Below are 16,849 nucleotides of genomic sequence, written 5' to 3'. Positions count from 1 at the left end.
GCGGGTGTTGCAGCGTACACGCCTGCCGACGGCCTACTCAAACTCCCAAAGCTACCCAAATTCCGATCGCTTGAGTAAGACGCAGGATCTCATGAGCACGTTTTTCAATTCTGCCCTGCGATGCCTGCAATCCGGTAGAGTCAGCCGGGTTAATTCATTCTGCGGCTCTCTTTGGATTGGGGGACCCGGGACCGCTGCGTTCCCAGGGGGATCGTTTCCATCGTCGTGGCAGTGCAGTCTACGGATCGTTAGAATAATATCCAAGATCCGCAGACGTGCAAAAGTGAGGATGTCTTGATTTTTAGAGCCCAAGCTCTGCGAGAATTGCACGTCCAGCGTCCGTCTCGCCGTGGACTTTCCGGAGATCATCGACGATTCTGTCGATTCGGATCCCTTCATTGTCGACGAACTCGTCCCCCTCAACGTCGCCGGAGGCGTGGTGCAGTCCGACCAAGTTCCAGAAGTTGTCGAATAGGGGCGAGCCCGAAGATCCCGGCTCGGTATCGGACTTATAGCGGATCACGTTGTCATAGACGGCAACAAGTTCGTTTTCTTGGATGGCGACCTGTTTGAATCCTCCCTTGGGGTGCTGAATAATGTTCACCGCCTGCGAGAGGATGAAGTCGGGACTGTTGTTGATGGGAACTATGCCCCAGATCTCGCCGGCTGAGACGAGCGGATTCGTCGAGGGCGTTCCCGATGGAACTGAGGCGGCGCTGGCGGCGGCCTTTGGCTTGAGTCGAATCAAAGTGAAGTCGAGGGCCACGTTGGTGTGGAAGAAGGAATCCGGGTCGCAATCGAATTGATCGACGGTGGTTGGGAGGCCCTTGGCGTCGACCTGGAAATTGAACCAGACACCGACTTTCTTTGCGAACTCCTTCGTAGGAATTACGTGGTTGTTGGTCAGGAAAAGGGTTCGGGAGACGAGGAATCCGGTCCCCCAGCCGTCTGTGGGGGCGAATGTGGTGCTCTGGCCGTCGGGAAGTGTCACGACATGGCTCCGTACGAATGTGACACGGGCGACCGGATTCAGCATGCGTGCCCCGACTTCGAGGAAATAGCCAGGCAGGAAGTTGTTGTGTGGGCCGATCAATTGCTCAAGTTGGGAGGGGGGAGTATCGAGTGATAGAAGCCCCTTCGTCCCCGGCTGAGCGGGCTGGCCGGGATCGGGTACATCCTTGAGTCTCAGGATCGTCCCAGTACCTTTGGACGCGTGTCTGAGAGCCAGGTTGATCGTCTCGGTTGACGCGGACTTCATCAGGTCGAGCAAGACGCCAGGATTGGCATGTGCATCTTTTGTGAATTCTGTGCGTGCTTGTTTGATCTCTTCGAGAAGTGAGGCTTGCTTAGATTTTATCATCTGAAGAGAATGGCGATATTTTTGGTAGATGTCTTTTGCCTGCTTGGTTTGACTTGTCTGTGAGGAAGGCTCTGAAGGCTCAGACCGACTTGACATCGCAATCAAGAGGCCTGCGACGAGCCCGGCGAAAATTCCATTGATTATTTGTTTGCTCATTGATTATCTCCTAAAAAATCGCCTCTGGATTTGTGCCCCGATCTGGTTGTGAAAACGTTCATTGTGGGGTGGCGGAATTGGTCGCGATACCCGGCTTTGGAGCAGGATTGGGTATCGCGATGGGCGATTCAGAACACCCCAATGCACGGGTGAGGCCAGTTCCGCGAAATGAGGGCTATGGCTGTTGCAACGACTCATAATGGGCGCGGGAATCCGGGCTTAGGTCTTGGAGCGTCAGCAACGCATCGATCGCGGCCCTCCGCAGTGCTTCCGAATTTACGGCAACCGGCAGATTCGATTCCGGCGTTCCCGGCACGGGCGGCTTCGGGTAGGCGCCCCTGGCTCCGACCTTGTCCTGATCGGAGAGCACGAGATTTTGGCCGGCGCTGAAGCAGTGGCTTGCCGGTCCCTGACGGAACATCCAATCGGGGAAGTAATACTTCATGATGGATTTTCGGTCGAACGGCCCGACCTGGAACGCGTTTGACGGGGGGAGTTGCTTGAGGTTGAAGTCGACCTGCGAACGAGGCCAATTGTTCGGCGGACCACCAAGGACGGTGTAGATGCCGGGACGACGCTGGGCAGAGTCAGCGATGAATTGGCCGAACGAGTCGCGGGTGCGGACATAACCGGGGTCGTCATTGAAGCGGAAGTCTAGATTGCAGCCTTGGGTCGGGTGCTGATGCTCGTGCTGGAAGCCCAGCGCATGTCCGAACTCGTGGAGCACCGTTCCCTTGAAGTCGGCCGGGAGGCCGGTTTTGAACTTGGCGAAGTTCATCGATCGTTGGTTCGGCCTCCCACCGTCCGGCCTTCCTGGAACACCGATCGAGGCATTATTACTATCGTTGCCGACGAGCGACCAGTAGCCCTCTTGATCGAACGATACCCGGATTTCCGCTGCGTGTGTCGTGTCCTGGGTTGTCCAGCGACGGGGCTTGTTGGTTGTCGGGTTGATGAAGTCAAGTTGCAGGTTGACGAAGTTCTGCCAGGGTTTGGCCGCGTCGATGACCGAGCGGTGGAGGGTCTCATCGCCGTCGAGGAAGGCCACCCGGACTTTGGAGTTGGCTGGCCAGCGTTGGATGAACGAGATGACCGACTCCAGTGCGCTCCCATTTGTGGTGGCTCTGGAACCGGCGATCGTTGCATCACGTGATTCGATCGAAGCTTGGAGTTCGGACGAATAGCCCTCCATGATCTGATGGGTGATCGGAGAGGTTGGCGGAGGTGTCGGTGTGGATGCTGCTTTGGCCGGGGCGACCTGCGCGGGAGCGTCGTCCTTACCAATGGCGGCTCGATTCGCCAAACTCACAATCATCGCGATTCCCGAGACGCACGAAAAAAATGCACATGATAGAGCTAAGCGTTTCATGATTCGGTTTTCCTGTGAAGAATGCAATCTTCGAGCGTTTTACGAGCCCTACGGTATCCCTCGTTTTTTGCAGGAGCAGATGATCCGCGAGGCTCGTGGCTTCCGTATGCGGACCCTGGATCACTTATTTGTGCGGATCCGCGACCCTTCGACGAGAAGGGTCGGAAGGTTGAAGCTGTCGATAATGGGAGTTGGCCGGAAGAATGTAGAAATCGTTTTGTTATTGTGTGTTTTCTGCTTACAGAGATTTGAGATATTCAATGAGCTGCCGCCGCTGCTCGTCATCCAACTGGACGCCAAATTCATGGCCGGCGTTCGAGTTCCCGACGATCGGCGTCCCGTCCGGATTGAAAACCTCGAAATGGGGAAAGCCGGCGACTTCGGTCAGATATCCGACGCGGACGGGGTCGAAGGAACGAACTCCGATGCTGAATGACTTGGGGCGTTCTGGAGTGGTGCGGAGCAACGCGTCCAAATTCGGGACAGAACCATTGTGGAGGTAGGGGGCAGTCGCCCAGATTCCGTTGAGTGGTCGGGCCTTGTATTTCGGACCTAAGTTTGCCTCCAGAGTGAACGCGGGAAGACGTTCGCCTTGGAAATCAACCCGGCTCAATTCGTCGGGAGGTGCGCCTGTCGTGCGGCCAAGGATGACGCCAATGGTCACGTTGGTCAGCATCGTGTCGGCGTCGGCATCCGGAGGAACCTTGGCGGTGAACGGAACGAAGTTGACATTAGCTCCCGCAAGTTTCCCCGAGGACCTCCTGGTGTTGAAGAAGTTGTCTGCCGTCCGCGAGTCGGTTCCCGTGGCTTTCATGATCGCTTTCACGGATCGATGAGGGTTCGTCCGGTTGATCACGGCATGGCAGTCGATACATGCCGATATGCCATCGAGCTTAGTGCGGTAGAGCTTGGCTCCTTTGGCGGCCGCTGTTTGGTCAATTTTCGGGAAGTCCTCGGGCCAGAGCGGTGACCAGAGGTTCTTTACCTGATCTTCTAAATCCTCGAGTCCTGAGAACTTGACCGACGAAGGGTAGCCGAACGTCAGCAGAGAGGGCTCGTTGGGGATGGTGAAATCGCCGAAGACCCCGAGGACCTCGCCAACGTTACGGGAGAGGCTAAAGATGTCCAGGAGGCCGCCGCTCTTTGCGATTCCGAGCCATTGCACCCGGTCATGCTGGGGAGTATCCCACAGGAAAGGGTAGCTGACCGGGGCGTCAGCCGTCTTGGATACCACGGTCGGCGGACTGGACTCGGGGGCCTTCACCGCGTGCCAATACACCTCATTCACAATGGCATCGACTGCGTCGAGCCGGCCGAAACGCGTGGGTTCAGTGGCCTCAGTGCGGGCGGGATCAAAGCCAGGGAAGTTTCTCTGGTTGTAGCCCGAGCGAGTTTTGGCCGAACTCTCGACCAGCCTCCGTAACTCTGCTCGATTTGCCGGAGAGTCCTGATTTACGAGGATGTTGGTGGCAAATCGGTCGAACTTCGCCGGATCGTCCAACGTCTGCCGCAAAGCGGCCGACAAATCCGATAGAAAGGCCTGAGCGTCGGCTTGGGCCGGAGCTCCGTCCACACGATAGCCGGTCGTGCCTAGGCGGATTTCGGCGGTATGGCAGGCTGCGCAAGACATTCCCAGCCAGCGTCGTCCGACGCCCTGTCCTGCCACGAATCCCACCGGGAGGCCGTCAGGATTCATCGGACCTTGATTTTGCGGTAAATATCTGTATTTTAGAATATTTTGGTTGTCGCGAAATGGAGTCGTAGCCCCGGGTTGCTCGAGAGCCAGAAACCACTCGTAGGGGATGAGTTGGGAGCCTTGCGAAGTAAAGTAGAATTCAAGGCTTTCCTTGGGGGACCAGTTCTGATCCAGATACACGACCTGGGTTACGGATTCCCCAAAGGGATCTTGGGTTGCGACATAGGCATTTCGCGTTTGGGGAAGGTCCGCCGCGTATGCGCTGCAGGTTCCAATCAGCATTAACGTGGTTACGCTTATGCATCGTATGGATGACATGCCAAACGCCTCTCGGGTTGTCCGGGAACTGGACATAGGGGGGCGATTGCTTGTTCTCGGATCGAGCACAAGCAAATCTTGACGACGCTGCGATTAGTTTAACTAGCAGATCTGTGAATTCAACGGGTCAGAATTTAATGAATGTATTTGACGCGTTCCCATGGACAACAAGAAACGGGCTCTTGCCTCTTGGGCGATGATCAACGAGAAGCCCACGTGGATGAAGGCGAGGTCATGATGGTCGGACGGAGCCGGACCTTGGCGCCCTCAAAGGCCGCTTCGAACCGGGACGCTCCTTCGTGAAGGGGATCGCGTGCGAACTCGACGATCAGATCAGAATGGAGTTCTTTCACGCCAGGCCGGTCTGCACCACGACGCCAAGCCGGACGAAGATGTTGACGTCCATCCCGGCCAACGCAATCCCCGTCAGGATATCCTCAGCAGGTACATCGGCACGACCAGGTGTCATCAGTTAGCGGGGTTCGGCACCAATGACTTCAATCAAACGTGCTGGAAAGGCCCTGTTCCACCACCGTGGCGACATTGTGACTGGCGTCTGCGAACCGTGAGTTGCCTGCTCCATTTGCCCAGGTTCTCGTCGAGTTTGAGAAGGGTCGGTCACCCTCCTCGATTTCGATGTAATGCTTGCGTGGAAGCTGCGCACATGTAGGCGATACATGCCAGGATGTCGGTTCCTTCGAGATCCGGGTAATTCTTGAGGATATCAGGAATCGACACACTGCTTGCCAGGAAATCAAGAATTATTGATGCCGATCCTGGCAAAATCACGACGCGATTCATGTCGCGCCTTGCCCCTCAAGAAAGGAGGCCGCTTATCCTCCCGGGCGGGCGTAGGAGGCTACCAGGGCTCGCGCGGTGCGGACGCCGTCGACGGCCGCGCTAATGATGCCGCCGGCATAGCCAGCACCTTCGCCGCAAGGGTAGAGACCGACCACGGTTGGGGACTGCCGCGTGTTCGGGTCACGGGGGAGGCGGACCGGCGAACTGCCACGGGATTCCGGGCCGGTGAGGGTGGCGTCTTTGAGGAAGAGGCCGAAGAACCGCCGGTCCATGATCGGCAGGCCCCGCTCCAGGACTTGCAGCACGATCGATGGAAGGATGAGGCCGAGGTCGATCGGCACGGTGCCTCGGGGATAGCTGCTCGGGACTTGCCCGTGGCTCGGGCGATCGGCCAGGAAGTCGCGGGCCCGCTGGATCGGCGCGGCGTAGGTCCGCCGGCCGGCCAGGTAGGCCAGACGCTCGAACCGCTGTTGGAAGTGGACTCCTGCCAGCGGGTGCCGGCTCCCCGTGTCCTCGGGGGTGATCGTCACGACCAGGCCGCTGTTGGCGAACGGAGAGTCGTGCCGACTCTCGCTCATGCCGTTGGTGCAGAAGTAGCCGGGCTCGCTCACGCTGGGCATGACGTAGCCGCCGGCGCACATGCAGAAGGTAAACAGATCGCGGCCGCCGGCGCGGGCCACCAGGTTGTAGTCGGCTGCTCCCAGGGCCGGGTGGTCGGCTTTCGCGCCGTAGCGGGCGACGTTCACCTGCCCCTGCGGCTGCTCGATCCGGACGCCGAGCTGGAACGGCTTCGCCTCCAGCGGGACGCCGCGACGGAGCAGCATCGAGTACGTATCGCGGGCGCTATGGCCGACCGCCAGGATCGAGGCGTCGGCCGGAATATAACCCGAGCTGGTTCCGAGGCCACGGAGCCGGCCGTCGGCAATGTCGAGATCCTCGACGCGGCACGAGAAACGGACCTCGCCCCCCAACTCCTCGAGCTTGCGCCGCAAGGTACGGACGACCAAAGGGAGCCGGTTCGAGCCGAGGTGGGGGCGATGTTCGTAGAGGATCGAGGGCTTGCCGTGGCAGTCGGCGAGGATTTCGAGCACCCGGCGGACGTCGGGACCAGAGCTTCGGCTGGTGAGTTTACCGTCGCTGAATGTCCCGGCCCCCCCTTCCCCGAACAGGTAGTTGCTCTCCGGGTCGACCGGCCCCCCGGCGTCGAACTTGCGGACGTCGGCGACCCGATCCTTGACCTCGCGCCCGCGCTCGAGAATCAAGGGGCGGTAGCCGTCCAGGGCGAGAAGGTAGCCTGCGAACAGGCCGGCGGGGCCCGCGCCGATAATCACAGGACGATGGGCGAGCGGGACAGCACCCGGCGTCGGCCAGTCGAACTGCTCGGCCTCGAACCGTTCGAGGTCGGCCCCGCGGCTGCGTCCGACGAGCTCCGCCTCCCGGTCAGGGACCTCGACCTCGGCCGAGTAGACAAAGTGCAGGTCGTCGTGCCGGCGCGCGTCGAGGCTCTTGCGGAGGATCCGCCAGTGGGTGATCGAGTCCTGCCCCAGGCCGAGCCGTTCCGAAATCTTTCCGGGCAGCGCGTCCTCGGGATCATCCAATTCCAGGCGAACGTTAGCGATTTTTAGCGACATGATTCTTTCATCTCTTCGCTCGCTTGAAAGGCGAGTGGGGAGCGTCAACTCCCTGTCTTTCTATGCATTTTTGCGATGGAGTGAAGCCGCAGCCAAGGGAGCTGACGTTCCCCGTCGGCTTTGCGGGATGATCGATCAACCGGCCGTCGGTCCGAAGCAAATCAGGGTGATGTCGTCGGCCTGCGAGTGGCCGGCCGAGAATTCACGAATGTCCTGGAGAATCGAGCGGCCGACGGCCTCGGCGCTTCCGGGCGACTCGGCGAGCCGCTTCAGAAGCCGGCGGTTGTCACGGGAGTCGTACAGTTCCTCGCGCGTGCTTCGCGCGTCGGTCACGCCGTCGGAGTGAATCACGGCGACGTCACCGGGGTTGAGCGTGATCTCGGTTTCCTGATACGACGAGTAGTCCATGATCCCGAGCGGGAACCCGGCGATATCCTCGCCGATCTCTTCGACGGTCCCACCAGCCCGCCGGATCAAGATGGGCAGATGGCCGGCCGAGCAGAGCGTGAGCTTTCGCGTCTTGGGGTCGAGGATGCTCAGGCTCAGGGTGATGAACTTCTCTTCGATCCCGGCGGCGTAGAGCAGGCTGTTCAACTCGGTGGCCGCAGTGCCCGGCGCGTCCTCGGTGAGGATGCAGAACCGGGTGTCGCCCGAGAACTTGGCCATCATCAGGGCGGCGGCGACCCCCTTGCCCGAAACGTCCCCCAGCGCGATCGCCCAGCGGTCGTTGGAGAGCTTGACGAAGTCGTAATAATCGCCGCCGACTTCGTAGGCAGGGTCATAGTGGGCGAAGAACTCGAAGCCGGGGACCTTGGGGACCGACTGGGGCAGGAACCGCTTCTGGACCTGCTCGGCCAGCTTCAGGTCACGCTCCATCCGCTCGCGTTCCAGCAGGGTCTCGTGCATCGCCGCGTTCTGGACGGCGATGGCGGCCTGGCTGGCGACGGCTGCCAGGACGTCGAGGTCCTCCTGGAGGAACTGCTTGCGGTCGCTGGTGTCGAGTTGGATGATGCCGAGCGCCTGGTTGTCGGGGGTCAAGAGGGGCACGCACATGACCGAGCGAATCTTAAGGTCGGCGATCGAGGCGCTCGTGGGCAAGTTCTTGTCGTTGCCGGCGTCCTGACTGAGTACCGCCTTCTTCTGGCCGAGCACGTGGTTGACGATCGACCGGCTGATGCTCATCGGGATTTCGTCTTCGGGAACCGTCGCGAACGCCGACGAGGACCGGCGGTTGGGCCGATACTTGAATGCCTTGCGGACCAGCCGTTTGGTGATCGGATCGAGCAGGATCAGGAAGAGCCGCTCGGCCTGGGGGAAAAGCTCCATCAGCGAGTCGAGGATTTTGGGGGCGACGGTATCGATCCGCAACTCGGTCGAGAGGTTGCGGGTGATCTCGAGAATCGCCTTGAGCTTGACTTCGGGCCGGACCGCGCTGGCCAGGGCGCTCGAGCGCGAGGCGTCGAGCGTGTGTATGTTCGGGTCTTCGATCTCCTCCTCAGTCACGACCATCACGTCGCCCACTTCGCGGGGTCCGGTCTCCTTGGGCGGGGTGGTGAAGTAGAGGAATTCGACGTCGCAGATGTTGATGCGATCGCCCGGCTGAAGGGGGTGGTCCTTGCCGGGCTCGACTCGGCTGTTATTGACCTTGGTCAGGTTCCGGGAGTGGAGGTCGGCCAGGAAGAACTTCTCGCCCACGCGGCGAACCTCGGCGTGTCGTCGGCTCACCCCGTTCGGGTCGAGAACGATGTGACACTCGGGCGAGCGACCGATGACGGTCACATCCCCCTTCAGCTCGATAATTTGCCCGGCGGGGTGACCGGTGACCCGTTTCAGGATCGCCATACGAAGAACTCCGTAACGCGACGGACCGCGGGATAAGAGAGGGTTTCAACCGAGTCGGCTTCGACCTAGCGGCTCGCGGAGCTCGACATTATACAGCCTCTGAAGCAGGTTCGCCTGGATTTCGCGAAGACCCTGGGGGACCCTGACCGACTCGCCGTCTCGTGAGTTCGCGGCCTGTGCGGTGACCTCGAGCGAGAGTTCGAGGAGGGCCGGGTCGATCACCGTTTTGGGGTCGAGGTTTTTGGGGCCGAGGCCGGCGATTACGTCTTCCACTTTGCCGTCGAGGGCGTCGACGGCGGCCTGCACGATGATCGCCAGTTCTTGCTCGTGCATCCGGTCGGAGTGCCAGCGTCTGAGCTCGGCGGCAAAGGCACGGAGGCGGTCGGTGTCTTGGCGGCGGAGAAGTTCTCTCGCCAGTTGGATGTACGCTTTGGAGGCCCACTCACGGGAACTTGGAAAGTTGCCGGGGACGGCGAGCCACGCCCCCTCCTGGTCGGTCTTGGCGACGTGAAGCTGCGCGTAGCGGTATTGGGCCTCGGGACTGTTTTGCTTGAGGACGTCCTTCCATTCGGGGACCATCCAGAGCGCGGGCATGGTCGCTCGCTGGGGAGTCGACTCTGAGATCAGGTCGGGCTCGCGGGTCAGCCAGCCCCAGACGAGGCCGATCGCCAGGCAGGCAGAGATCAGACCCGTCGTCTGGCCAGTGCTGAGCCGGACGGCCGACAGGCGAGCTCCGAGCCCCGGTCCTTTGGGACGGGCGGCAGCCTGAGTGCGGGAAGGCTTGGAGGCTGGGGCCGCCACGGCGGTGGAGGTCGGGGTGCTGGTCCCGTTGCCGACGCCCGCCAGGTCGGCGTCGGGGATCGTGGCCGTTGTCGCTTGCAGCGAGTCGCGAATCTTCGCCAGGTCGCGGAGCATCTCGGCGGCCGATTGGTAACGATCCTTCGGCTTCTTCTCCATCAACTTCATGACCAGCCGCTCGAGCTCGGCCGGAATCTCTGGCCGGTGGACGATCGGGCGGACCGCGGTATCCTTGACGTGCTTCAAAGCCACCGCAAGCGCGGTCTCGGCGCGGAATGGAGGGGTCCCCGTGAGCATATGGTAGGCTGTCACCCCGAGCGAGTAGAGGTCGCTGCGGTGGTCGAGGGCATGCCCCTGCGCCTGCTCGGGACTCATGTACTGGGGGGTCCCCATCGTCACACCGGGCTGGGTCAGGTGGATCTTATCGGCATCCGAGTCGCGGCAGAGGCCGAAGTCGGCCACCTTGACCTGCCCCTTGCGGGTCAGTAGCAGGTTCTCGGGCTTGATATCGCGATGGATGAGGCCGATCTCGCCGGCCGCGCCGATGGCCACCCCGGTCTGCTTCATGATCGAGAGCGCCAGGGGGAGGTCGAGTGCTCCTTTTTTGATGAGGAACTCGCGGAGGTTCGTCCCCTGGACGTACTCCATGGCGATGAACCGAATGTTGTCCACGCAGCCGAGCATATAAACGTGAACGATGTTTGGGTGATTCAAGCGGGCCACGGCGGTGGCCTCGGCTTCGAACCGGCTGAGGTACGTTGGGTTGTTGAGCATATCGGTGCGCAGCACCTTCAATGCCACGGGGCGGTTCAGGCTGATCTGGCGGGCGAGATAGACCTCGCCCATCCCGCCACGCCCGAGCAGGCGCTCGACCTCGAAGTCGCCGAGCGTCTTCCCGGTCAAATCCCGCGTCCCCCCGGCAGTCTCGGTGGCTCCCGAGCTATCCCAGGCCGCAGTCTCGCCGACCGTCTGTGGTGGTGAGTCAGGCTGCTCCGACGACTCGCTCATGGCACACCCGGACCACGAGGACAAAGACAGCGTCCCGAGGTCCCCCCTAACGATTTCATCCCATCGATCCCACACGCATCCCTAGTTTACGACAAGCCCCGCGCCCGCGCGAAGAGCGTTGCCGACGGTCCGCGATTTCGGTGTTTTCGCTCGCCTTTAGACCAGCAATTCGCGGCGGAACGACTTGAGCCAGCCGACGATCCGTTTGGGGGCTTGGTCGGGGCCGTAGAGGCCGCCGTGGGGGAAGAGGTGGGGGGCGGCGTCGGTCGGCTGGAGCCAGGTAACGGACCGGACGAACGGCTTGGCGATCGCCAGGGCCATCCAGCGCGAGGCCCAGCCGGCCTGGGTGTTCTCGTCGGGAGGGGTCGGCCATTGGCTGGCTTCGACTCGGACCGACGGGTCGGCCTTGGGATCGGGGGCAGCGGACGAGGGGAGGACCATGTCGATGTGCAGGGGGAGATTCAAGAGTGCGTAGAGGTCGAGCAGCTTCGAGAAGTCGAAGAGGTCGCGGATCGCGCTGCCGGGGGCCGAATAGCCGGGGGTAATTTCGAGGCCCAGGCCGGCCAGGCCCAGGTCGGCGCGGACGAGATAGTCGGCCAGGTGGAGTGGGCCGAGCTGGAACGGGCTCGAACCCATCCATTCGGCCCAGGGGCGCTCGAGGCTGATCAGGACCTGCGCGGCGGGATCAGCCTGGCGGGCGATCTGCACGGCACGCGCGGTGATCCGGATCTGCTCTTCCTCAGAAAGACCGAGGACGTCGTTGCAGGCGGGCCGGTGGACCAGGTTCCAGACCGGCACCTTGCCACGGTAGCGGGTGACCGTCTGGCGGACCACGTCGACAACCAGGCCGAGGATCGTGTCGAAGTCCCCTTCCCAGAGCCAGATCCAGTCGGGCAAGGCCGCGGGCCGGAAGTCGAGGATCGGGCCCGCCTGGATCGCGACTCGCTGCTTCCGCGCCCAAGCGAGCTGGGCGTCGAATTCGTCGAAGCGGAGCTGCCCCTCGGTGGGAGCAAGCGATTTCCAGGGGCAGGAAATCCGCGCTGCGTTGAAGAGGCTGTTATAGTCGGCCGCCCAGGGGGCGTTCTTGGGGTCGCCCTCAAGGGCGCAGCCGAGCAGGCTGGGAAGCTTGGGACTGGTCGCCAGCCGGGTCTGGAGCACCTGGGCGGTGTAGACGTCGGTGAGGAGGTCGCCCACCTTCCAGATCGCGGCCAGGCTCGCCTGCGCGGCGTTGAACGACGTTTCTGGGTCGTCGCCCGCGGTTGCCGCCTTGATAAACGCATGGTGGGCTTCGGCCAGGATCCCCTCGAGCTCGGAGGGGGTTCGCAGCCCCATCTGCCGCCAGTCGGCCAACTGGTTGCGCACGTCGTTCAGCTTGCCGCGCGCCAGTTCGACGGCGAGGTTGTACGGCTGAGACCGCTCGGCCAGGGTGGCCGTGCCGACGATCGGCGTCCCCTGCCCTTCGACCGGCCAGGGGACGAAGAGCCGACCGCTCTCGTTATTGTCGCGGTGGCAGATCATCAGGTCCTGGCGGAACTCGATGTTCAGCCGGCTCGGCGTCCGGTCCAAGCCGGTAAGGTACGCCTTGCGCAGTTCGGGAACCCGGGCCGCCAGCGTGGGCGATGTCAGTTGGAACTTGAACAGGCCCATGCCACCTCGCCCTGGATCGGACCCAAAATGATTTGCCTCAATACACAATCGGTTCGCGGAAGCGAGATTCTCAAGAGCGTTCCGCCCTCAATGCCCCTTTGCCTCTCGCTCAGGACCAAACCTCGGGATTGACGAGGTTGGGAGGCCGTCGCCCCTCCAGCGCCGCGACCAGGTTCTCGCCAGCAATCCGCGACATCGCGGCCCGGGTGGCGTGAGTGGCACTGCCCAGATGCGGAAGCAGGAGCGCATTCGGACAGTCGGCTAACCCCTCGGCCATTCTTGGCTCATCTTCGTAGACGTCAAGGCCCGCCCCCGCAATCCGGCCCGACTTGAGTGCAGAGACCAGAGCCGCCTCGTCCACGACCGGGCCGCGCGCGGTGTTGATCAGGTAGGCCGACGACTTCATCTGCCCCAGCGCCTTCGCGTCGATCAGGTGGCGGGTCTCCCCGGAGAGTGGCACGTGGAGACTGACAAAGTCGCTCTCGGCCAGGAGCTCATTGAGCGGAACGCGGCGCGCCCCCAAAGCGTCGAGCTCGGGGCTGGGCCGGCGGCCATGGTAGAGCAGCGGCATCGCGAACCCGAGGGCGCGGCGGGCGACCGCGACCGCGATCCGCCCTGGCCCGATCAGGCCGAGCGTCTTGCCGGTGACGTCGCCCCCGAGCATGTACAACGGCCCCCAGCCCGGGAACCGCCCCGCACGCATCTCGCTGTCCCCCTCGGCGACCCGGCGAGCGACCCCCAGGATCAGGGCCCAGGTCAGGTCGGCGGTCGCCTCCGTCAGGACCCCCGGCGTGTTGGTCACCAAGATCCCCAGGCGGCTGGCCGCCGCCACGTCGACATTATTGAAGCCGACCGCCATGTTGGCGAAGATCCGACACCCCTTCGCGGCTTCGAGCACCGACGCGTCGACCGTGTCGGTGAGCAGGCAGAGAACCGCGTCGCACCCGGCGACTGCCTCGCCCAGTTCCGCACGCGAAAGCACTCGATCCTCAGAATTACTTCGGAGGTCGTCGACCGCCTGTCGCACCAAAGTGGGCCCGGGCTCGGGAATCGGTTGGGTGATGAACGCGCGTCCGGGCACGGCTCGACGTCTCCAATATGGCATGACATAGGGGATTCGAGGCAAACATCGTTGCCCTTAAATCGAGCATATCTCCGACTCAACTCGTTGGCTAGGGGCCGCCTCCGCTCATTCGAGCGACGCCTTACGAACGTGAGGCATGGATTCTGCGTGCTCATCTCGTGGGGGCAATTCTTATCGCCAGCGCTGTCGATTTAACGCAGAGTCGCGGCTATTTTAAGGGGCGACGAGGAGCGTGGAAATGCTTTGTTTTTCCGGTTAAGGTTCAAGTTGGCTGGATGCCTGATTCCCGTTCGTTTCAGGGAGTTTCGCCTGATTTATGGCCTATACTTTGAATGGTCGCCACGTTTCACTAAAGGATTAGAATGGTGGAACGGTTTGGGCGTCCTTAAAAAATTGGGGAGTCACTAAGAATTTATGTTACCCAACGGATCGATCGCCGAGCCGGCCCGAAGAGTTCTTTTGATCGAGAATGTTCAGGCGGACCGCTATCTGTTGCGGAATTGGCTCCAGGCCGAGAAAATGGAAGTCTATGAAGCGGTGGACATAATCACCGGGTTAGCTGCCTGCCCGAAGTTTCAGCCGAATTTAATATTGCTCGAGTTACGTTTACCGACCTGGTCCGGCTACGAAGTCATTCGCCGGCTCAAGAACGATCCGAAGACCCAGTCGATTCCCGTCATCTTCATCGCCGACTCGGCCCTGACGGGCGAGAAGGCCAAGGGGATCGACATGGGCGCTGTGGACTTCATCTCGAAGCCGTTTGATCCAGTGGAGTTGGTCGCGCGGGTTGGCTCGGCGTTGCGAACCAAGGCGCTTCTCGACCTCTTGGAGCAGCGGGCCCACCTCGACGGTTTGACCGAACTGGGTAACCGGTTCGCGTTACGTGATCGGTTCCCCTACGAGTGGGAGACCTGCCGGCGCGGGGAAAACCCGATGGCCGTGTTCATTGCCGACCTCGATCACTTCAAGAGAATCAACGACCAGTTCGGCCACGCCGCTGGCGACGAAGTGCTCCGCCAGGCTGCGCGGACGTTGCGTTGCTCGGTCCGCGAAGGGGATTTCGTCGCTCGTTACGGCGGCGAGGAATTCGTGGTCGTCGCCCCCAACTGCGATCTTGAGGGGGCTGTGCACCTCGCCGAACGATTCCGTGGCGAGATTGCCGACCTGAAAGTCTGCTTCCGGAACCAACGGATTCAGGTCACCTGTAGCGTGGGCGTTGCGCTGGTCTCTGACCAGTCCGGGTCTGATGCGCTCGACGTTCTGGACCAGGCGGACCAGGCTCTCTTCCATTGCAAGGATGCCGGCCGCAATGCGGTCTGGGTCTGGGACCCTGCCCGAGGGGGGGCGATGCCTGCCAACTGTTCGGCTTCCGTAGCCTTGGCTGGAGCTGGCGCGACTCTCGACGCCTGAGCTTCGGAAAGGCTCGGTCCTTTCGCGGCCGAGGGGGCAAGCCCATTCAGGAGTAGAGAACTCCGATCCGCTTGCGATAGTCGTCGTAGGTGGCCTCGAAGAGGTCCCGGGCCCGATCGGCGCCCACGTGGCAGGCGGCCGTGAGAACCTTGGGAGCTGCGCCGGCCTCGGTGAGTCGGCGTGCAACCTCGGCCTTGATCAGGTTGATGATCGTGCAGCCCGAGACGCTCGAGACCGGCGCGACGGGGGTTTCGAGCCCGTCGATCCAGACGGCCGAGTCTCCGGCGGGGGCCTGCTGGTCGAGCACCAGATCGGCCACGTCGGACAGCTTGCGACCCGATTCATGCTTCGAGGTCGAGACCGCGGCATGCGGAAGCGATGTCAGGGCGACGACGAACATGCCGAGCGCCTTGGCCTGGAGGGCCACGTCGATCGTCACGGCGTTGCAACCGCTGGTCGAGATCGCCAGTAGAGAGTCGGCCGGCGCCGTCGCGAAATTCCGCCAAAGCACTGCGCCGAAGCCTTGCACGTTCTCCAGGAACATCGCCTGCCTCTGCCCGTTGGCTCCGACAACCTGATTGTGGTAGGTCATCGAGAGTTCCACGATCGGGTGGAACCCGGGGAACGAGCCGTATCGCGGGAACATCTCTTCGACGGCCATTCGCGAGTGGCCGGTGCCGAAGACGTGGACCAGGCGGCCCGCCAGGATCGTCTCGGCGAATCGGCCCGCCGCCTGGTGGATCGCGGGAAGCTGAGTGGCCTCGATCGCGTCGATCGCCGCGCGGACGGCGCTGAGGTATTGGCTGCAAACGTCAGGCGTGTCGGGGTTCATGGGTTCTTGTCGCTCCGATGGCGTCCCTCGGAGACGCACCAGCCGCCGTCGACCGTCAGTACAGAGCCGGTAACGAACCGGGAGGCGGGTTCGCAGAGGTAGAGCGCCGCCTCCGCGCAGTCGTCGGGCGTCCCGGGGCCCTCGGCGATCGGTTGCTTGGCGGTGAGGTAGTCGCGGATCGTCGGGTCGCCGACGGCCCGCGTGGCCATGGGTGTGTCGATCAGGCCGGGGGCGATCAGGTTGAACCGGACCCGGTCGTGCGCGTACCGTGCGGCTGCCGCCAGGGTCATCGCCCGAATGGCCCCCTTGCTTGCGGCGTAGGCATACGTCCCGAACAGCTCGGGCGAAGGCGACCAGCCGAGCACCGACCCCATGTTGAGCACCGTTCCTCTCAGCCCAACGTCATCGATGGCTTGAGTCAGCATTTGCCGGACGGCCGCCTGATTGGTCAGAAAGAGCCCCTTGGCGTTGGCGTCCATCACGGCGTCCCAACCCTCGGGGGTGCACTCGTGGAGCGGGCCGTCGCCGAACCTTCGCCCGCTGATCCCGGCGACATGGAAAAGCACGTCCAACCGGCCGCCGAGTGCGTCCATTGTTTCAAGCAACAGGGCCTCAACGGAACCAGGGACGGTCAGGTCGGCCGCCACTCCATGGACCGGACCGAGCGAGGCCAGTGACTCCAAGGCTGCGCGGGTGGACTCGCCCGAGTAGCCCGAGACGACCAGGCGCGCACCCTCTTGCAAGAATCGGCGCGCCGAGGCCAGGCCGATCCCGCTCGTCCCTCCGACGATCAAACAGCCCCGCCCCTCGAGCCGTCCAACACGCACCAAAGGGAGTCATCCTCTCTTGGAGGGTGGGCACGGCCCACCATCTTCTTTGCCTGAAACTCAGAAATGG

Annotated in this window: 12 protein-coding genes; 1 reads left to right on the top strand and 11 read right to left on the bottom strand. The window is 62.3% G+C overall.

The genetic code is table 11. The annotated features are described in order from the left end of the window. Positions 1-301: 301 nt before the first annotated feature. From SINAC_RS17475 to SINAC_RS17440, 9 genes are all read right to left on the bottom strand, one after another. A complete protein-coding gene (locus tag SINAC_RS17475; RefSeq protein ID WP_237722499.1) occupies positions 302-1,258 on the bottom strand; it encodes a trypsin-like serine peptidase in 957 nt (318 codons plus the stop codon). A gap of 433 nt (positions 1,259-1,691) precedes the next feature. After that, complete coding sequence (locus SINAC_RS17470) at positions 1,692-2,831, bottom strand: zinc metalloprotease (protein ID WP_015246954.1); 1,140 nt, start codon at positions 2,829-2,831, stop codon at positions 1,692-1,694. 292 nt (positions 2,832-3,123) lie between these two features. After that, entirely contained in the window at positions 3,124-4,968 is a 1,845-nt protein-coding gene (locus SINAC_RS17465) for a di-heme-cytochrome C peroxidase (protein ID WP_244884954.1), read from the bottom strand. 549 nt (positions 4,969-5,517) lie between these two features. Further along, entirely contained in the window at positions 5,518-5,700 is a 183-nt protein-coding gene (locus SINAC_RS41905; RefSeq protein WP_081578302.1) for a DUF433 domain-containing protein, read from the bottom strand. A 32-nt stretch (positions 5,701-5,732) separates the two neighbouring features. Next, positions 5,733-7,331 (bottom strand): NAD(P)/FAD-dependent oxidoreductase, encoded by a 1,599-nt coding sequence (locus tag SINAC_RS17460; RefSeq protein ID WP_015246951.1) that lies wholly within the window; start codon positions 7,329-7,331, stop codon positions 5,733-5,735. A 135-nt stretch (positions 7,332-7,466) separates the two neighbouring features. Beyond that, entirely contained in the window at positions 7,467-9,173 is a 1,707-nt protein-coding gene (locus SINAC_RS17455) for a SpoIIE family protein phosphatase (RefSeq protein WP_015246950.1), read from the bottom strand. Between the two features lie 45 nt (positions 9,174-9,218). Continuing rightward, positions 9,219-10,979: a protein kinase domain-containing protein gene (locus tag SINAC_RS17450; protein WP_015246949.1), complete on the bottom strand. Its 1,761-nt coding sequence runs from the start codon at positions 10,977-10,979 to the stop codon at positions 9,219-9,221. Between the two features lie 156 nt (positions 10,980-11,135). Further along, on the bottom strand, positions 11,136-12,626 hold the full coding sequence (locus SINAC_RS17445; protein ID WP_015246948.1) for a glycoside hydrolase family protein: 1,491 nt from the start codon (positions 12,624-12,626) through the stop codon (positions 11,136-11,138). Between the two features lie 109 nt (positions 12,627-12,735). Next, on the bottom strand, positions 12,736-13,707 hold the full coding sequence (locus SINAC_RS17440) for a 2-hydroxyacid dehydrogenase (protein ID WP_015246947.1): 972 nt from the start codon (positions 13,705-13,707) through the stop codon (positions 12,736-12,738). 417 nt (positions 13,708-14,124) lie between these two features. Here SINAC_RS17440 and SINAC_RS17435 point away from each other — a divergent pair, with 417 nt between their 5' ends. Further along, positions 14,125-15,120 (top strand): GGDEF domain-containing response regulator, encoded by a 996-nt coding sequence (locus SINAC_RS17435; protein WP_015246946.1) that lies wholly within the window; start codon positions 14,125-14,127, stop codon positions 15,118-15,120. 46 nt (positions 15,121-15,166) lie between these two features. Here the strand turns inward: SINAC_RS17435 and SINAC_RS17430 are convergent, their stop codons facing one another. Beyond that, positions 15,167-15,952 (bottom strand): sugar isomerase domain-containing protein, encoded by a 786-nt coding sequence (locus SINAC_RS17430; protein WP_015246945.1) that lies wholly within the window; start codon positions 15,950-15,952, stop codon positions 15,167-15,169. Beyond that, a complete protein-coding gene (locus SINAC_RS17425; protein WP_015246944.1) occupies positions 15,949-16,779 on the bottom strand; it encodes an SDR family NAD(P)-dependent oxidoreductase in 831 nt (276 codons plus the stop codon). Before SINAC_RS17425 ends, SINAC_RS17430 begins: the two co-directional genes overlap by 4 nt. Positions 16,780-16,849: the final 70 nt, after the last annotated feature.

It is taken from the genome of Singulisphaera acidiphila DSM 18658 (genome assembly GCF_000242455.2).
In the GTDB taxonomy this organism is placed as follows: Bacteria; Planctomycetota; Planctomycetia; order Isosphaerales; family Isosphaeraceae; genus Singulisphaera; species Singulisphaera acidiphila.
Note: the sequence above shows the minus strand (reverse complement) of the source record. Positions and strands in the feature narration are given on the sequence as shown.

Excerpts from the sequence above, each read along its gene's own strand:
- SINAC_RS17455 (WP_015246950.1), bottom strand. The coding sequence starts at position 9,173 with ATGGCGATCCTGAAACGGGTCACCGGTCACCCCGCCGGGCAAATTATC.
- SINAC_RS41905 (WP_081578302.1), bottom strand. The coding sequence starts at position 5,700 with ATGAATCGCGTCGTGATTTTGCCAGGATCGGCATCAATAATTCTTGAT.
- SINAC_RS17445 (WP_015246948.1), bottom strand. The coding sequence starts at position 12,626 with ATGGGCCTGTTCAAGTTCCAACTGACATCGCCCACGCTGGCGGCCCGG.
- SINAC_RS17435 (WP_015246946.1), top strand. The coding sequence starts at position 14,125 with ATGTTACCCAACGGATCGATCGCCGAGCCGGCCCGAAGAGTTCTTTTG.
- SINAC_RS17450 (WP_015246949.1), bottom strand. The coding sequence starts at position 10,979 with ATGAGCGAGTCGTCGGAGCAGCCTGACTCACCACCACAGACGGTCGGC.
- SINAC_RS17460 (WP_015246951.1), bottom strand. The coding sequence starts at position 7,331 with ATGTCGCTAAAAATCGCTAACGTTCGCCTGGAATTGGATGATCCCGAG.
- SINAC_RS17430 (WP_015246945.1), bottom strand. The coding sequence starts at position 15,952 with ATGAACCCCGACACGCCTGACGTTTGCAGCCAATACCTCAGCGCCGTC.
- SINAC_RS17475 (WP_237722499.1), bottom strand. The coding sequence starts at position 1,258 with ATGAAGTCCGCGTCAACCGAGACGATCAACCTGGCTCTCAGACACGCG.
- SINAC_RS17470 (WP_015246954.1), bottom strand. The coding sequence starts at position 2,831 with ATGATTGTGAGTTTGGCGAATCGAGCCGCCATTGGTAAGGACGACGCT.